Source organism: Mucilaginibacter ginsenosidivorax (genome assembly GCF_007971525.1).
GTDB lineage: Bacteria > Bacteroidota > Bacteroidia > Sphingobacteriales > Sphingobacteriaceae > Mucilaginibacter > Mucilaginibacter ginsenosidivorax.
The window spans coordinates 1,204,829-1,220,149 of the sequence record NZ_CP042437.1; the positions used below are offsets into that span (position 1 = coordinate 1,204,829).

The 15,321-nt window shown below is 44.8% G+C and carries 16 protein-coding genes; 5 read left to right on the plus strand and 11 right to left on the minus strand.

The features are described from left to right. Nucleotides 1-6: 6 nt before the first annotated feature. From FSB76_RS04845 to fdhD, 3 genes are read right to left on the minus strand one after another with little or no spacing between them, the layout of a single operon-like run. On the minus strand, nt 7-2,325 hold the full coding sequence (locus FSB76_RS04845) for an FdhF/YdeP family oxidoreductase (protein WP_147052453.1): 2,319 nt from the start codon (nt 2,323-2,325) through the stop codon (nt 7-9). Beyond that, nucleotides 2,322-2,678 carry a DUF7009 family protein gene (locus FSB76_RS04850; protein ID WP_147052454.1) on the minus strand — a complete coding sequence of 119 codons (357 nt, stop codon included), beginning with the start codon at nt 2,676-2,678 and terminating at the stop codon, nt 2,322-2,324. Before FSB76_RS04850 ends, FSB76_RS04845 begins: the two co-directional genes overlap by 4 nt. Continuing rightward, nucleotides 2,675-3,580 carry a formate dehydrogenase accessory sulfurtransferase FdhD gene (gene fdhD, locus FSB76_RS04855; RefSeq protein WP_147052455.1) on the minus strand — a complete coding sequence of 302 codons (906 nt, stop codon included), beginning with the start codon at nt 3,578-3,580 and terminating at the stop codon, nt 2,675-2,677. Before fdhD ends, FSB76_RS04850 begins: the two co-directional genes overlap by 4 nt. 125 nt (nt 3,581-3,705) lie before the next feature. Between fdhD and FSB76_RS04860 the strand changes: the two genes are divergently transcribed. From FSB76_RS04860 to FSB76_RS04870, 3 genes are all read left to right on the plus strand, one after another. Then, entirely contained in the window at nt 3,706-3,948 is a 243-nt protein-coding gene (locus FSB76_RS04860) for a MoaD/ThiS family protein (protein ID WP_147052456.1), read from the plus strand. A gap of 104 nt (nt 3,949-4,052) precedes the next feature. Further along, entirely contained in the window at nt 4,053-4,490 is a 438-nt protein-coding gene (locus FSB76_RS04865; RefSeq protein WP_147052457.1) for a GNAT family N-acetyltransferase, read from the plus strand. Beyond that, the gene (locus tag FSB76_RS04870; RefSeq protein ID WP_147052458.1) at nt 4,487-4,909 is read left to right on the plus strand and encodes a molybdenum cofactor biosynthesis protein MoaE; all 423 of its coding nucleotides are present in this window, start codon (nt 4,487-4,489) and stop codon (nt 4,907-4,909) included. Before FSB76_RS04865 ends, FSB76_RS04870 begins: the two co-directional genes overlap by 4 nt. A gap of 587 nt (nt 4,910-5,496) precedes the next feature. Here the strand turns inward: FSB76_RS04870 and FSB76_RS04875 are convergent. The 5 genes from FSB76_RS04875 to moaA all read right to left on the minus strand — a co-directional run bounded on the left by FSB76_RS04875 (nt 5,497) and on the right by moaA (nt 10,871). Then, the gene (locus tag FSB76_RS04875) at nt 5,497-6,561 is read right to left on the minus strand and encodes a HesA/MoeB/ThiF family protein (RefSeq protein WP_147052459.1); all 1,065 of its coding nucleotides are present in this window, start codon (nt 6,559-6,561) and stop codon (nt 5,497-5,499) included. Next, nucleotides 6,558-7,748 (minus strand): NTP transferase domain-containing protein, encoded by a 1,191-nt coding sequence (locus FSB76_RS04880; protein WP_225976427.1) that lies wholly within the window; start codon nt 7,746-7,748, stop codon nt 6,558-6,560. The genes FSB76_RS04875 and FSB76_RS04880 overlap by 4 nt, the downstream gene beginning before the upstream one ends. Then, nucleotides 7,729-8,199 carry a cyclic pyranopterin monophosphate synthase MoaC gene (gene moaC / locus FSB76_RS04885; RefSeq protein ID WP_147052460.1) on the minus strand — a complete coding sequence of 157 codons (471 nt, stop codon included), beginning with the start codon at nt 8,197-8,199 and terminating at the stop codon, nt 7,729-7,731. Before moaC ends, FSB76_RS04880 begins: the two co-directional genes overlap by 20 nt. A 117-nt stretch (nt 8,200-8,316) precedes the next feature. Then, a complete protein-coding gene (locus tag FSB76_RS04890) occupies nt 8,317-9,513 on the minus strand; it encodes a molybdopterin molybdotransferase MoeA (RefSeq protein ID WP_147052461.1) in 1,197 nt (398 codons plus the stop codon). A 368-nt stretch (nt 9,514-9,881) separates the two neighbouring features. Further along, nucleotides 9,882-10,871: a GTP 3',8-cyclase MoaA gene (gene moaA / locus FSB76_RS04895; RefSeq protein WP_147052462.1), complete on the minus strand. Its 990-nt coding sequence runs from the start codon at nt 10,869-10,871 to the stop codon at nt 9,882-9,884. A gap of 192 nt (nt 10,872-11,063) precedes the next feature. On the opposite strand from moaA, the gene FSB76_RS04900 reads away from it, so the two are divergent. Together FSB76_RS04900 and FSB76_RS04905 are read left to right on the plus strand one after the other, a co-directional pair. Further along, nucleotides 11,064-12,215 carry an XdhC family protein gene (locus FSB76_RS04900; RefSeq protein WP_147052463.1) on the plus strand — a complete coding sequence of 384 codons (1,152 nt, stop codon included), beginning with the start codon at nt 11,064-11,066 and terminating at the stop codon, nt 12,213-12,215. An 18-nt stretch (nt 12,216-12,233) separates the two neighbouring features. Beyond that, nucleotides 12,234-12,821, plus strand: coding sequence for a nucleotidyltransferase family protein (locus tag FSB76_RS04905; protein WP_147052464.1), 588 nt, complete (start codon nt 12,234-12,236; stop codon nt 12,819-12,821). An 88-nt stretch (nt 12,822-12,909) separates the two neighbouring features. Here the strand turns inward: FSB76_RS04905 and FSB76_RS04910 are convergent, their stop codons facing one another. The 3 genes from FSB76_RS04910 to FSB76_RS04920 form a co-directional block, all read right to left on the minus strand. After that, entirely contained in the window at nt 12,910-13,353 is a 444-nt protein-coding gene (locus FSB76_RS04910) for a KTSC domain-containing protein (RefSeq protein WP_147052465.1), read from the minus strand. A gap of 552 nt (nt 13,354-13,905) precedes the next feature. Beyond that, the gene (locus FSB76_RS04915; protein WP_147052466.1) at nt 13,906-14,253 is read right to left on the minus strand and encodes a DUF6717 family protein; all 348 of its coding nucleotides are present in this window, start codon (nt 14,251-14,253) and stop codon (nt 13,906-13,908) included. Nucleotides 14,254-14,445: 192 nt separating this feature from the next. Beyond that, nucleotides 14,446-15,048 carry a GIN domain-containing protein gene (locus tag FSB76_RS04920; RefSeq protein WP_147052467.1) on the minus strand — a complete coding sequence of 201 codons (603 nt, stop codon included), beginning with the start codon at nt 15,046-15,048 and terminating at the stop codon, nt 14,446-14,448. Nucleotides 15,049-15,321: the final 273 nt, after the last annotated feature.

Here is a 15,321-nt window from a genome sequence, read left to right on the forward strand (position 1 = left end):
AAAACCTCACTTAACCCCGTGCTTTTTTATACTGATAAATACCAATTTTGATGTAGGCGTATTACTTCCCTCAGCTACGCTGTCAATTGGGATCAATACGTTGGCTTCGGGGTAATAGGTTGCTGTGTTTCCTTCGGGGACGTTATAAGGGACCACCACAAACAGGCGGGCCACGCGTTCAACCCCGCCAAAGTTATTGTAAAGGTCCACGTGTTCTCCTTGTTTAAAACCGGCTTTGGCAATGTCTTTTTCGTTCATAAATATTACCCTGCGCTCATTATGGACTCCGCGATAGCGGTCGTTCAGCCCGTAGATGGTTGTATTAAACTGATCATGGCTGCGGATGGTGGTCATCCGGAATTCTCCCGTTTTGGATTCGTGTAGGGGCAGGCCGGCAATGTTAAAATCAACCTTATTGCCGAACTTAATATTTTCAAACTTGCCTTCCCGCGGGCCATTAGGCAAATAAAAGCCAGCCGGTACACGTACCTTTTGATTATAATCATCAAAACCGGGAATCACTTTAGCAATGTCATCGCGCACTGCATCATAACTTTTGGCATACTTATCCCAATCAATAACAGAACGCTTGCCTAAGGTGGCTTTAGCCAGCCTGCAAACAATCTGGTTCTCGCTCAGCAAATCCTTAGAGATGGGTTCCAGCATCCCCTTCGACATTTGCACAACCCCCATTGAGTTTTCGCAGCTGATAAACTGCGCTTCGCCATTAACCATATCTTTATCACTGCGCGAAAGCGTTGGTAATATCAAAGCTTCATCGCCATGTACTAAATGACTGCGGTTGAGTTTGGTAGATACATGGACAGACATTTCGAGCTTTCGCATGGCATCGGCCGTATAAGTGGTATCTGGCGTAGCCGACAGGAAATTGCCTCCCATAGCAAAAAACACCTTCAGCTTCCCTTCATGCATCGCCTGTATCGACTCCACCACATCGTAACCGTGTTGACGTGGCGGCTCAAAACCAAAAACCTCTTTCAGCTTGTCCAGCTGTTTAGGTTTAGGCTTATCAAATATCATCATGGTTCGGTTGCCCTGCACATTGCTGTGGCCACGCACCGGGCAAAGGCCGGCGCCGGGTTTACCTATAGTGCCTTTCAGCATAGCCAGGTTAACAATTTCTTTAACGGTGGCAACGCCGTTTTTATGCTGGGTAACACCCATGGCCCAGCAAATAATAATGCGGGTTTTATCCTTAAGTATATCGGCGGCTTGCTCTATCTGCGCTAATGGCACTCCGGCTTCGTTAGCCAGGTGGTTTATATCATATTCGTTAAGATGGTTTAAAAATGCTACGTAGCCTTCGGTATTGTTTTTTATAAATTCATGGTCGAACACCGTACCGGGAGATTCCAGTTCGGCTTTATATAGCAGCTTTTCAATAGCTTTCAACAACGCCATATCACCGTTGATCTTCACCTGTAGGTACAAATCGGCTAATTGGGTGGTTATTCCTAATACGCCTTTCACCGTTTGCGGATTTTTAAAGCCCATCAACCCCGCCTCATGCAGCGGATTTACAGCAATGATCTTAGACCCATGTTTTTTAGCTTTTTCCAGGGCGCTAAGCATCCTGGGATGATTGGTGCCGGGGTTTTGCCCCATGATAATAATTACGTCGGTATCGTAAAAATCGTTCAGTGTAACTGTTCCTTTGCCTATGCCAATGGCCTCGGCCAGCCCCAGGCTGGTTGATTCGTGGCACATGTTTGAGCAATCGGGCATATTGTTGGTACCATACTCGCGAATAAACAGTTGGTAAGTAAACGAAGCCTCGTTACTGGTGCGCCCCGAGGTATAAAATGCAGCTTCATTTGGCGATGCCAGGCTATTCAATTTGTCGGCTATCTTTTTAAAAGCCTCGTCCCAACTTATCGGTTGGTAGTGCGACGCGCCTTTAGGCAGGTATACAGGCTGTGCTATCCGGCCTTTTTTGCCTATCTCGTAATCGTTCAGTTTGGCCAAATCAAAAACAGAGTTTTGGGCAAAAAATTCGGCAGTAAGCTTTTTGGTGGTGGCTTCTTCGGCAAGGGCTTTTGCGCCGTTCTCACAATACTCGGCAATTGGCGACCGGTCATCATCCGGATCGGGCCAGGCACAGCCAGAGCAGTCGAAACCATCTTTCTTGTTCATCTTAAACAAGCCTTCCATCCCGCGCACAAACCCCGACTCCTGCAAAATATCAACCATAGCAACCGTTACAGCCGGAATGCCGGCCGCCCATGTTTTGGGTTTAGTTAATTTCAGGTCGAGCAGTTCTTCCGGATTTTCTGCAGCAGGTTGCTCTTTGATGTGCTCGCTCATATCTTTTTAGTAAGCAATGGGTTTGGGTAGTTATCACTCTGGTCTTCAGCGACATTATCAAGACAGGTAAAATCTTTTTCAACTAATAAGTTCAGGCTGCCATGTTTACCTTCAAAACCCACCTTATCAGTTTCCGCCAGTTCTGTAATCACATTTTTTGGCACAAACAGGATAATCGTATTCTCCCTGAATATTGATGACAGGTGATCGTCATCAACAACTTTAATAGCGTAGTACAGTTGCTGGCTGCCAAAGTCCACCTCTTCCTGCAAATGGCCTTCCTCTACCAGTTGTGCAATATCGCTTTTGGTAAGCCTGTATCTTAATGAGTTGCCTTTAATACGTATTTTCATGGGTGTAGTATGTTTTCGGCGGGAACCCTGCCGCTATCGGCAATTTTACTGCCAGGTATCTGTACGCGGTGTGCCGCGGTGTAAATATTAAAACGTTCATCGCGCAAAAAACCTATCAGCGTAATATTAAACTCTTCGGCCAATTGCACGGCCAGGCTTGATGGCGCGCCAACGGCCGCTATAATGTTAATGCCTGCCATTGCTGCTTTCTGCACCAATTCAAAACTTGCCCTGCCACTAAGCAGCAATACAGTTTGCCGTAGGGGCAGCCAGCCATAGCCAAGTGCAGCCCCTATCAGCTTATCAAGCGCGTTGTGCCTGCCCACATCTTCGCGTAATAGTAAAAGTTCGCCTTCGGTAGTAAATAAGGCCGAAGCGTGTAAACCACCCGTATTGGCAAATACGCGCTGATGCCTTTCTAAAATGAGGGGTAACCGGTATAAAACATCCGTTAAAATGGTATCTTCATCGGCCTCCAGTGCAGCGAAACTGCTTACAGTGCGTATGGCATCGATAGAGCTTTTGCCGCAAACGCCACAGCTGGACGTAGTATAAAAATTACGCCCTGTATTTTGCAGACTGGGCTCAATTCCCGGGTTTAACGTAACCTGTATCACATTCTCTTTTTCCCCGGCACAGGCAATAAAGCTATGGGCCGTGGCGGCTATATCATCTACATTTTTGATAATGCCTTCTGTAAATAAAAAACCTTTGGCCAGTTCGGCATCGTGCCCCGGCGTTCGCATAGTTATCGATATATTCTGTATTTGGCGCCCGGGTTCGGTGCCGTATTCCAATCGTATTTCCAGTGGCTCTTCTACAGCAAGGGTATCAGTAGTTATAACACCCGATGATGCGTTCACTTTAATAATTGGAATATGCTTTTCAGAATTGGCGGCCATATGTAAATATACAATTTAGATGGAAAGTTGTTTACCCCCCCGGCCCCCTGAAGGGAGAGCTTTTGAATATCAATTATTTATATTTCTATGGCTTATCCTATCCTATTTTGCCCTAATTTTGAGGTATGAAGATCAATGTATTGGCATTTGGTGTTACAAAGGAGATATTTGGCAGCGGGTTGGTGAGTTTGGAACTTACAAATGATGCCACCATTTACAATTTAAAATATGCGCTGGAGCAGCAGTACCCCCGCCTAAAACAACTGGCATCGTACATGGTGGCCGTCAATAATGAATACGCTTTGCCGGGAGATACCATTCACGAGCGGGACGAAATAGCTATTATTCCTCCAGTGAGCGGAGGATAAATTTAGTCAGCAGGAGCTTTTTGTCGCATCCAAAAAGCCCGCTATTCAAAATTATTTTTCGTTATCAGACATCTTCTCTTCGAATTTTTTTTTGTCGTCCAAACATGAACATCAGAAAAGCCACATTGGCAGATCAGACAGCATTATCAGATTTACTGGACCAGCTTGGCTACCCGGGAACCGGGGATTTTTTGTCTGCCAATTTAGAACGAATACTTAGCCAGCCGCAATCGGAGGTTTTGATTTATGAAGCCGATGGCAAAGTTTTAGGCTTTATCGCTTTTGATTTTTTAACACAGTTGGTAGTTAAAGGTGATTTTGCGCGGATAAGCTGTTTTGCTGTAGATGAAAACGCCCGTGGCATGGGAGTAGGCAAAGCGCTGGAAGAACATTTTACCAATTTGGCCATCGCAAGAAAATGCGACCGGATTGAAGTGCATTGCCACTCACGAAGGGTTGATGCGCACCGGTTTTATTACCGGCAGGGCTACCACGAATCGCCAAAGTATTTAATGAAATCATTAGCCGACCGACAAGCATGACCAACACACAAATAATACTATCCGCAAACACACTGGATATCCAGGCTTGTATCAATTGGATTATGTCGCCCGAATCTGGCGGGATAGATGTGTTTATCGGTACAGTACGCAACGCTACCAAAGGCAAAACTGTGCTAAAGCTTGATTTTGAAGCGTACGAACCTATGGCCATCAGCGAAATGCACAAGATAGCCAGCCAGGCTTTTGATAAATGGCCTGTACAAAAAATATTGATCCATCACCGCACTGGTGAATTGCAGGTTGGCGAAGTACCGGTAATTATAGCGGTATCCGCCGCTCACCGGGATGCTGCTTTTGATGCCTGCCGTTATATTATAGATACTTTAAAACAAACCGTACCTATCTGGAAAAAGGAGGCTTTTGAAGATGGAGATGTTTGGGTAGCGGCCCATCCTTGAGGATTTCGGAATTGGGATTTCGGATTTATTTGATCACATAAAGCATTTTCAATTCTCCCCCTGTCATGCTGAGGAACGAAGCATGTATTCGCGAACATTTTTGGCGTTTTATGAATGGCGTAGATTAGATGCTTCGTTCCTACCTATGACATATCCAATTTTCCTGTCATCCTGAGTTGTAAAATCTCGCGAAATTCTGAAGGGGAATGACATCATAAAAAGGGCTGTCATGCTTAGCCCCGTCGAAGCATAGCGGGCAAAGGCCCGTCCGCGCGCGCCTTCGACAGTCTCAGGGTGAAAGGCCTACGCACCTCGAAAGTACGACATGTCATGGGTAGTTATAAAATCCGGCGGCCTCTGAAGGAAAGATCACACTTTACAATACCATACTTATAATCAGCATTTTATAAAAAAAGCGTAATAGGTAGGCACGAAGGAGCTGTCAGCTATGCATGACCGATAAAATAGTTCGCGAATAGATCCTTCGTACCTCAGGATGACAGCCTTTTATTTTTGAATTTCATTTATCCTTCAGAATCCTCGGATTTTGCTACTACTCATGACAAGTCAGCCATCACAACAATGACCTAATGATCCAATGAAACATAGCCAACAATCCCTCCCGCTAACGACAATACATCAGCCTCGGGGATCTTTTTTAATATCAGCTTCACTGCTTCTCCGCTCCTTTTACCGGTAGCGCAATAGAAAACCTTTGTATTGGTGCTGGCAAAATAAGGCAGGTAGCTTTCCAGTTCGTCCAGCGGAATATGGGTGCCCCCTATATCGCAGGCATCGCGTTCCTGTTCAGTACGTACATCAATCAACTCGATAGTCGGGTCCCGTTCCATTCGTGCTTTCAGCTCCTCGCCAGATATCGTTGGAATAGTTACCGTAGTTGCCAACCGCCTGATATTGGTTTTGGTAATCGACCCTATCCTGATGATGCGGCTTTGCATACTTTGTGCATCAAAAATCAGCACTTTACCCGCCAGCAGTTCGCCGGTTTTGGTGATGTATTTTATCACTTCATTGGCCTGCATGCAGCCAATTATACCTGCCAGGGTGGGTATTACACCGCCTTCGGTACAGTTAGGAATCTGGGTGGCATCAACCTGCGGGAACAAGTCACGGTAATTGGGCGAACGCTGATCGTCTTTAACCGCTACATTCCATAGGGCTACCTGGCCTTCAAACTGGTAAATAGCCCCATAAACCAGGGGCTTCCCGCTTATTACACAGGCGTCGTTTAGTAAATATCGTGTCTCGAAATTATCGGTACCATCCACAACAATATCATATCCACCAACAATTTCCAGGACATTATCAGATGTGATTTTGTCGGTATAAGGTATGAGTTTTACCCCAGGGTTTTGCAATTGCAAACGTTGGCAGGCAAGTGTAGCTTTTTGCCGGCCCACATCGCCGGGTGTATACAAGATCTGCCGGTGCAGGTTACTGATGGATACTACATCAAAATCGGCAATACCTATAGTACCCACACCTGAGGAGGTAAGGTATTGCGCCGAAGGGCAGCCTAATCCGCCCGCCCCTACTACCAGTACTTTGGCCTGCTGCAAAAGTTGCTGGGTGGTTTCGCTGAAACCCGGCAAGGCTATCTGGCAAGTGTATCTTAAATCATTATCGGTCATAAGTTGGCAGCTAATTTTTGGTGGATCGCCCTTTTAACAATCTCCATTTCTTCGGGCGTATTCACGTTAGTTAACGCTTCAGGGTCGGGTGCATTTAACAGGGTGATATCGGTATTAATCAACACCTTGCGTGGGCAGGAATATCCCTGTGCCAGGAATGACAATAGTATTGGATAACTCTTAGGCTCCCAAATGGCTATCAATGGTTCAGGAAATTCGGTAACAGGACTATGATAAGCGGTAGCAACTGACGAGCTATTGCGCCAGGCCACCAGTTTGCGCAAAGTGGCATCGTCCATTAAAGGCAAATCGCAAGCTATCACCAGCCAGGCACTGTCCGGGTTTTCCCTAAAGGCAGATAATATAGCCCCGTATGGACCAAGCCCGGTAAAGGTATCCTGCAAAACCGGGTACGGCTCTTCAGCTTCAGCCAGCTGGCCCTCCCTGTGCGATATAAATACCTGGTTACAAAATGGCTGTAACATATCGGCCATGTGATACCGCTGCGGCTTGCCATGCCAGTTGATGCTACCTTTATCAACGCCCATTCGCAAGCTTTGGCCTCCTGCCAATATAAGGCCGTTTAGTACTGGCCTGTTTTGTTTCAGGTTGGCTTCAAAAAAGGCAATGATCTTGTCCCTGTCGCCCAATTTATAAACCGGGATCTGTTGCCAGCAGGGCACGGTTTCCTTTATAAAATCAAAAACATCGTCGCTGTTATCGGCCAATAAAAACAACTGCACATTATTAAGTTGCTCAATGCGTTTTAATAACGATGCTTTTTTATTGTTATCGATAATAACCACCTGCGCTTTGGCCTGCTGATGGTTACCATTAACCAATACCAGATCGGCATTGGCAAATTGCTGTTTAAGCTGGTAGGGCATCAGCGGGTTTTGAAAGTTGAATTGCTGGTAGTTTACCTGGTCGCTATAATCCAGCATGGCCCCGCTTGCCAGGCGCCCGGGAACCAGAGTAATATCATCATTGTGCGATGTATCAGCATAAGCACATTTGTATGTTGCCGATAGTGTTGCTATCACATCGTCGGCCAGTAGTTTGATAACCGTACATGGCCCGCCAACAATGGCCCATTCGTTACGGCCAAAGTTACCTGTGGCCGGCCGCACCAGCTTAGCATGCTTTTTGTGCTTTTTTTCCGGCTGGTTATGCTCGTTTAAAATCACGTTTACCTCCTGTTTTTGCTATCAGTTTGGTTTCTTTTATAACAATGTCATGGCTCATGGCCTTGCACATATCATAAACGGTAAGCGCCGCTACAGAGGCACCAACCAGCGCCTCCATCTCGATACCCGTTTTAGCAGTTATGCTGGCCGTACATTCAATCACAATTTCCTGTTGTTCGTTCACCTGTACTGTAACGCTGCAATTATCCATTCCCAGCGGGTGGCAAAGCGGAATCAGATCGCCTGTTTTTTTGGCCGCCATAATACCGGCTATGATGGCTGTTTGAAATACAGGTCCTTTTTTACTAATCAAATCACCATCAGCCAAATGCTGCAAAACCTCATCAGGCAACACCACGATGCTGCGTGCCGTGGCTGTGCGGTGTGTAACCTGCTTTGCAGATACATCAACCATTGTTGGATTGCCTTGTTTATCTATGTGGGTTAACATTATTTTATTTGTCTGAACTCGAATTAAACGAATTTTTAGAATTTAAGAATTGCTTTGACGGCAGGGAAAGTACTGAAGCTAAAATCAGGAAATTCTATAAATTCCCGAATTTCCGGTTCAGACAAACCGCCATACCTTAAACACCTCGCCCTGCTTAAATTCACTCCTTTCCAGGGGCAATTCCAAAAATGCTTCGGTATCCGCTAAGTTAGCAAAATCGCCGGAACCATTGCCTTCAACAGGCGAGGCCATAAGCTGCCCTTGCGTGTTGCTGTACAGCTTTACCTGCAAATAGTATTGCAAAGCAGGCCCGAACTGAAAATCACTATCTAAAACAGCATAAACCGGCAATTGTTGGGGTAAACCTAAAGTGGCATTCAGCCAGGTTAAAAAATACCGGTTCAGGCACATAAAAGTGGCTACCGGGTTACCTGGAAACGCGAAAACCAATACCTTATCCTTGTATTGGCCAAACCAAAACGGTTTGCCAGGCCGCTGAGCTACTTTGTGAAAGAGCTTTGTTACCTGCAAATCATCCAGCGCCTGTGGAATATAATCAAACTTGCCCATGCTGATGCCGCCGCTTAACAGCAATACATCGTAATTTTGCAGGCAGTGTTGTATCTGCGTTTTGGTTACTTCAGGATCGTCCGGAATATGTAAAACATTTGGTTGCAAACCATGCTGCTGTAAAACCGCCTTAACGGTATAGCTATTTGATTTACGGATCTGGTAGGGCGATGGCATTTCATGCACATCAACCAATTCATCTCCCGATGAGATAATTACCACTTTTGGCATTTTCTTAACCAGCAGATGGGTTTTGCCTACCGATGCCGCCACGCCGATAATTGCCGGTGTAACTAACTGGCCGGCCGATGCCAATACTTCTCCCAGCCTTTTATCTATCCCCTGTACATGAATATTCTGGCCTTGCTTAATACCTTCTGCATCAATGCTGGCCAGACCATCTTTTATCTCTACATCCTCATAACGAATTATGGTATCTGCCGATGCGGGTAACACGGCTCCGGTCATAATCTCGATGCATCCATTCAGATCATCAATCTCCACAGGTTCATCGCCCGCGGCCTGGGTTGCTTTTATGCGGAAAGTATTGATGCCATCTTTTATAGCCTTAAAACTGATGGCGATGCCATCCATAGTTACCCGGTTAAAGGGGGGCAAGTCGCGGTCGGCTTTAATGTCTTCTGCCAATACCTTGCCCAGGGCCTGGTCAAAGGGAACGCTTTCATCCCCGTAATTTCTTAACCGGGCCAATATCAGATTTTCGGCTTGTTCAACAGTTGTCATTTATAAATTTAGCTTAAAGCAAAAGGCACAAAGCCTAAAGTCTTATTTGTATTTCAAAGTTTAGTCATTGGCACCAATGATTGTTTCTGCAGCTATCGCGTTTAAAATTTTTCACCTTATCATAATAGCTTTTAATGCTGATATAGGTAACCCTCTACGGGGCATAAAAGAATTTTAGATAGGATATTGCTACAAACTGATAGCCTCTACGAGGCAAGTGCCTTTATTAAGTATGACATTATGCCTCGTAGAGGCTACCGGTTTGTAGAATAAACGTTCAAATATATCTTTTGCCCCGTAGGGGTTACCTTTCTACATCAAGTTTTTAAAAGCGATTACTACCCATTGCCTGGGGCTTTTGGCTTTTTTCACCCGCCAATAGTAGCCATCGATTCATGGATGCCAGGATGCACGATACGTTTTTTTTCTGCTTCCCAGCCATCAGCAGCGCGGTTGCTAAATGCATTCAGCAAAGCAAGTTTAAGATTATCATCACTTGTTCCGGCGCGCATCAGGTCTTTAATGTTTAATCCGCCATCGTCGTATAAACAGGTTTTCAATTCGCCCTGCGGGGTTATCCTGATACGGTTGCAAGTGCCGCAAAAGGTACGCGAGTAAGCAGCAATAACGCCTACGGTACCCTTATGCCCCGGTACCTTGTAGTTGTATGATGTGGAGTAAGCCGGATCGTCTATCTTCTGTATCTGTGGATACTTCGTTTTAATCTCGTCCAGTATCCGTACATAATCCCATTGCAGGCCGGTGTATAAATGCCCATCGCCATTAAAAGGCATTTCTTCTATAAACCTTACGCTTACGGGCAAATCCCGGGTCATTTCAACCAATGGGATAATATCCTGCGTATTTTTGCCATCCATTACTACCGCATTTATCTTTACTTCGATGTCATGATGCAGCAAAGCCTCTAAAGCGGCCATCACATTGGCAAATTCGTCGCGGCGGGTGATGGTAAAAAAACGATTGGCATCCAGCGTATCCAGGCTCAGGTTTACCGAGCGCACACCTATTTTCTTCAGCTCGGGCACATAGGGTGCTGTTAACACACCATTGGTTGTGAGACTTAACTCCTGCAAGCCATCTAATGCTGATATCGAAGTAAGCAGCTGCATGATGTCCTTACGCACAAATGGCTCTCCGCCGGTAATCCTTATCTTTTGGATGCCCATGTTCACCATCAAGGCGCAGGCTTTCAGCATTTCTTCGTAGCTCATCAGCTCCTTACGCGATAGCCAGTTAAGGCCATCCTCGGGCATGCAATAAAAACAGCGCAGGTTACAGCGGTCTGTAACTGCTAAGCGCAGGTAATTGATATTTCGGCCGTGGTTATCTGTTAACAAGTGAAAAAATTTACTGCGTTTATAAGTTAATTAACAAATTTGTTGTTTTTGGCTGATGATCGTTAATGTAAAAGTAAAAATTACAAATTTGACCTTTGTGGTTTAAATGTATTTTTTTGCCGGTTAAAATTGGCTAAATCCACTTATACCCCGATATTCACTTATCCATTGCCAACTCATTGAAATTTCAAGGTGAAAGAACTTAAAGATATAATTGCCGCTTTTGATGCGGCCCATAATGCCGGCAGGCAAACCGCACTGGCCACTGTTGTACATGTTGAAGGGTCATCATACCGCCGGGCCGGCGCACGCATGCTTATTACCGAAGACGGGCAGCTTACCGGCGCTATAAGTGGCGGCTGCCTGGAGGGCGATGCCCTGCGCAAAGCACGCCTGGTAATGGCCCAAAACAAACCCATGCTGGTTACTTACGATACTACCGACGATGACGACGCCAAGTTTGGCGTTGGGCTGGGTTGCAACGGGATTATCCATATTATGATTGAACCCATTTTTGCCGATAGGCCGGACAACCCAATACAGTTGTTTAAACAATTTTTAAGCAAACGTGAACCGGTGGTACTTATCACCCTGTTTACCATGAACGACAAACAGGCCCCGCAGCCAGGCACCTGCCTATTGCTCAATAAGGACGAAGAAATACGTGGCCAATTTCCTGATGATGCCATTAAGGAAGCCCTGCTGCAAGATGCCAAACATGTATTGACCAACGGCAATTCGGTAACTAAAACCTATTTGTATGGCGATAAATTTACCTGCTTTATCGAGTTGCTGCAACCTGCCGTTTCTTTGGTGCTATTTGGTGCCGGCAATGACGCTATCCCGCTGGTACAAATAGCTGCCGCTCTGGGTTGGATAATTCACCTGGTAGATGGCCGCGCCAACTATGCTGTACCCGAGCGATTTCCGTTTGCTGCAAAAATAACCATATCAAAACCCGAGAACGCTTTGCAGTATGTAAAAATAGATAACCGTACTGTAATTATTTTGATGACACACAACTATAATTACGATGCCTGCGTATTAAAGCAACTGCTGCCGCTCAGCCCCTCATACATCGGGGTGCTGGGACCAAAAAAACGATTACAAAGAATGCTGGATGAATTTGCCGGTGAAGGTATAGAAACTACACCGCAACAACTGGAAAGCATATTTGGACCCGCGGGATTGGATATAGGATCTGAAAATGCCGATGAAATTGCACTCTCTATAGTTGCCGAAATGCAGGCGATATTAAAGAGCCGTGCAGGAACATCATTACGTTATAAAACTACTATCCATAACCATGTGGCGCAGCAAATTGTACATCAATCTATGCCTTAAAAAAACTTAAAAAAACGAATGACGGGGGTAATTATACTTGCAGCCGGCTCTTCAAGCCGCTTCGGATCGCCAAAGCAAAACCTGGTTTACCAGGGTAAAACTTTATTACAGCGCGCCATACAAACCGCTTTAACCTCGGCTTGCTGCGATTGCGCGGTTGTAGTATTAGGTGCCAATGAAGGCGAAATTCGCCCAAACATATCCGACCAGCAAATTAACATTACCTACAACCCCGACTGGCATGAAGGCATGGCTTCTTCTATTCGCCTGGGCATAACCGAACTGCTGCGCTTAGAACCTTCAGTTACAACAGCAATATTGATGCTTTGCGATCAGCCATTTGTTGACCCATTGCTACTGTACCAGTTAACCGAACGAAAGGCCGAAAACGACGCCGGCATAATTGCCTGCACGTATAAAAACACATTGGGAGTACCCGCTTTGTTCGACAAAAAGTACTTTCCGGAATTAATGGAACTGACCGGCAGCGAAGGCGCCAAAAAACTCATCAATGCCTACCCGGATGATGTAATGTCGGTACCATTTGGCCTTGGCGCCATTGATATTGACACCATTGAAGATTTTGAACGATTGAACCGGGGATGATTCTGTGTTGTGAAATGTGAGGCCTGAGGGCTGATTTTTCCCATACCGGCAAATTCAGACCTCAGACCACCCAACTCAAACCTCAGGCTTACGCCGTAGCTACCAGCCTGCTTACGCTGCGGTAAACGTACTCGTTATAAATATGCCTGCGCGCAAACCTGCCCGGCGAATCGGCATTAATCAGCTTTACATAAACCGCTTTGGGAACGTCAAAATACTCATATTCATTACCATCCAAAAACGAAATTTTTAACACCTGCGATTTGTATTCAAAATCGGCAATGTTTGACAGCGTGGTGGTGGCCGTATATTCGGTTAACGATTGCGCACGGGTTTCGGGCGCTATGCTAACCAAAAAGTGGTATGCTTCAATAATGGTTTTACTTTTTTCTTCCGCTTCAACCCTGCTCTCGTCCTGGAACTTATCCGGGTGCCAGGTTTTCATCATGTTGCGGTAGTTTGATTTTAATTCCTGTAATTCTGCAGCTTCGGTAACGTTTAAAAGCTTTCTGTAGTCGACAATTTTTTTCATTGCAATAGTTTTATTTTATCGTCGTTGAAGCTAAAAGCATGATAATTAAGCGCTTTGTTTTCAAGAAAATAATGGCGCAAAGGTACACTTTTTAAAGCACAATTTACAGCCCCGGATGCGAAATGATTTTAGCTTGATTTGGGCTTAACAATTACATTATATACAACTGTAATTTTAAGTGTGGAAGGTAAAAATGGATAACGCTAATTCAAATAAATTAAAACGAGATGCATAGGAACGACACAAATTTATTCGCTTCCTTTTATATTTCAAAATAGCCCATTATTCATGCATAAACAGGTAAAATGAGGTAATTAATTCAACCTTTTGTGCAACAAATACGCTATTTATTGAAACAAAAAATACATTTTTTCACACAAAAACGATACAAAGAAATCTTACGAAAAAAATTCAGAAAAAGCAGTGTAAAAAAGAGTACTTTAAAACTGCCCGGGGCTGCCGCCAGGTTTTCTTTGCGGGCCAATGACCAATTAAACCGGCACTTTAAAATAACTGAAACCAACCAGTTGATTGCCGCCCTAACCAAGTCAGTTATACCTTCCTGAAATAGATAACCTCGGGCAGTTTACCAAACACAAATTCGGTAACGCCGCAGAGCCACATTTTCTGGTTAAGCACTTCGCCGTTGTATTGGGCAAGCAAATAAATGCCGCCCCCTACATGGTCGCGGTAATCCTCAATAAGTTGAAGCGGGGTTGCGTTTTCAAAAGGCTCTTCGGCCAATTGCAGTTCCACTTCGCGGGCACCCTGGCCAACATAGTCAAGCATGGTGTCGGCGCCTTCAACCATTTCCAGATCGGCGTGCACGCCTTGCCAATCGGGCAGGTCAATATACCAGCGGTTGGTAGGCTCTTTGATAAATTTATAGGTAACAGGCATGGCGCAAAGTTAATTTATAAATGGAGACGTAGCAACAAGCCTATAGTTATTTTGAACACCGGCCGAGCCACTTCAACTGTTAAATCCAAATGGCCACGATGTAGCCCGGCTAAAACAAAAAAGCCATCATGTATCAATGATAGCTTCCGGTAGTATTATATGATGGACTTTTGCAAAAAGTGTTCCGGGGGATTATATGCCTGCTAAATCGTCATTATGTTTTGCAGCGCTGTTAGTCACTTTATCTGTGTAGGCCTGGGCGATGAATTTGTTATTGTTCACGCTCGATTGGGTGTTGTGGTTCAAAGTATAAACTTCGGCAGTGCCTGATAATTCAATTTTTGATTTATCGCTTGTATTTACGGTAGCAGTATAAACATCCAGTTTTAAATTGGCAGTGGCGTTGTTATGCAGGCTAACTTCCAACTCGATGGCAGATAGGTTACCGAATGATTTAACCTCGGCATTATCATAGGCGCTGATAGCCCGCAAATCATTTGCTGTTACCCAAACCACTAATTTTTCGTTGTTGTATGAAGTAATACGTAATACGCCTTTTGAACTTTGTACCAGGGCGCTTTCGGCGTAGTATTTATTATAAACTTTTACCTGGTCGGTAGTACCGGCCGATACGTAAAGTTCAACGTTACCGCGGATTTCGATTTTGTTGATGTTGCTTACATCGGTTAATACAGTGGCAACAGTTTTGGTATCTTTTGTGAATGCCAAGGTTGAGTTTGATAAACCAGCTACTAAAAGTAATGAAGCAGCAAAGGTGATTAATGTAGTTTTCATGATATTAATATTTTGATTGTCAAGTAATTGTATATTGTAAATTTTAAATACACCAATAAGACGCCCCCATTTTTAAAACGTTACAGCTGTTTTTGGTGAAATAGATATAGGCCATGTTTTCGTCGGCGAACAACGGATTAAAGTCGGTGAATAGGGGTAAATATTTTCGCTTTTGTTGAATCGTTGTTACACATTAGGCAAGCGACGAATGGAAATCCTCTGGGAAAGGGCACGAAAAATTCAACAAATGGGTAATTAAAAAACCAACAATGG

What these genes read in the sequence shown, in the direction of transcription:
- FSB76_RS04845 (WP_147052453.1), bottom strand. Translation starts at nt 2,325, where the DNA reads ATGAGCGAGCACATCAAAGAGCAACCTGCTGCAGAAAATCCGGAAGAA.
- FSB76_RS04850 (WP_147052454.1), bottom strand. Translation starts at nt 2,678, where the DNA reads ATGAAAATACGTATTAAAGGCAACTCATTAAGATACAGGCTTACCAAA.
- fdhD (WP_147052455.1), bottom strand. Translation starts at nt 3,580, where the DNA reads ATGGCCGCCAATTCTGAAAAGCATATTCCAATTATTAAAGTGAACGCA.
- FSB76_RS04860 (WP_147052456.1), top strand. Translation starts at nt 3,706, where the DNA reads ATGAAGATCAATGTATTGGCATTTGGTGTTACAAAGGAGATATTTGGC.
- FSB76_RS04865 (WP_147052457.1), top strand. Translation starts at nt 4,053, where the DNA reads ATGAACATCAGAAAAGCCACATTGGCAGATCAGACAGCATTATCAGAT.
- FSB76_RS04870 (WP_147052458.1), top strand. Translation starts at nt 4,487, where the DNA reads ATGACCAACACACAAATAATACTATCCGCAAACACACTGGATATCCAG.
- FSB76_RS04875 (WP_147052459.1), bottom strand. Translation starts at nt 6,561, where the DNA reads ATGACCGATAATGATTTAAGATACACTTGCCAGATAGCCTTGCCGGGT.
- moaC (WP_147052460.1), bottom strand. Translation starts at nt 8,199, where the DNA reads ATGTTAACCCACATAGATAAACAAGGCAATCCAACAATGGTTGATGTA.
- FSB76_RS04890 (WP_147052461.1), bottom strand. Translation starts at nt 9,513, where the DNA reads ATGACAACTGTTGAACAAGCCGAAAATCTGATATTGGCCCGGTTAAGA.
- FSB76_RS04905 (WP_147052464.1), top strand. Translation starts at nt 12,234, where the DNA reads ATGACGGGGGTAATTATACTTGCAGCCGGCTCTTCAAGCCGCTTCGGA.
- FSB76_RS04910 (WP_147052465.1), bottom strand. Translation starts at nt 13,353, where the DNA reads ATGAAAAAAATTGTCGACTACAGAAAGCTTTTAAACGTTACCGAAGCT.
- FSB76_RS04915 (WP_147052466.1), bottom strand. Translation starts at nt 14,253, where the DNA reads ATGCCTGTTACCTATAAATTTATCAAAGAGCCTACCAACCGCTGGTAT.
- FSB76_RS04920 (WP_147052467.1), bottom strand. Translation starts at nt 15,048, where the DNA reads ATGAAAACTACATTAATCACCTTTGCTGCTTCATTACTTTTAGTAGCT.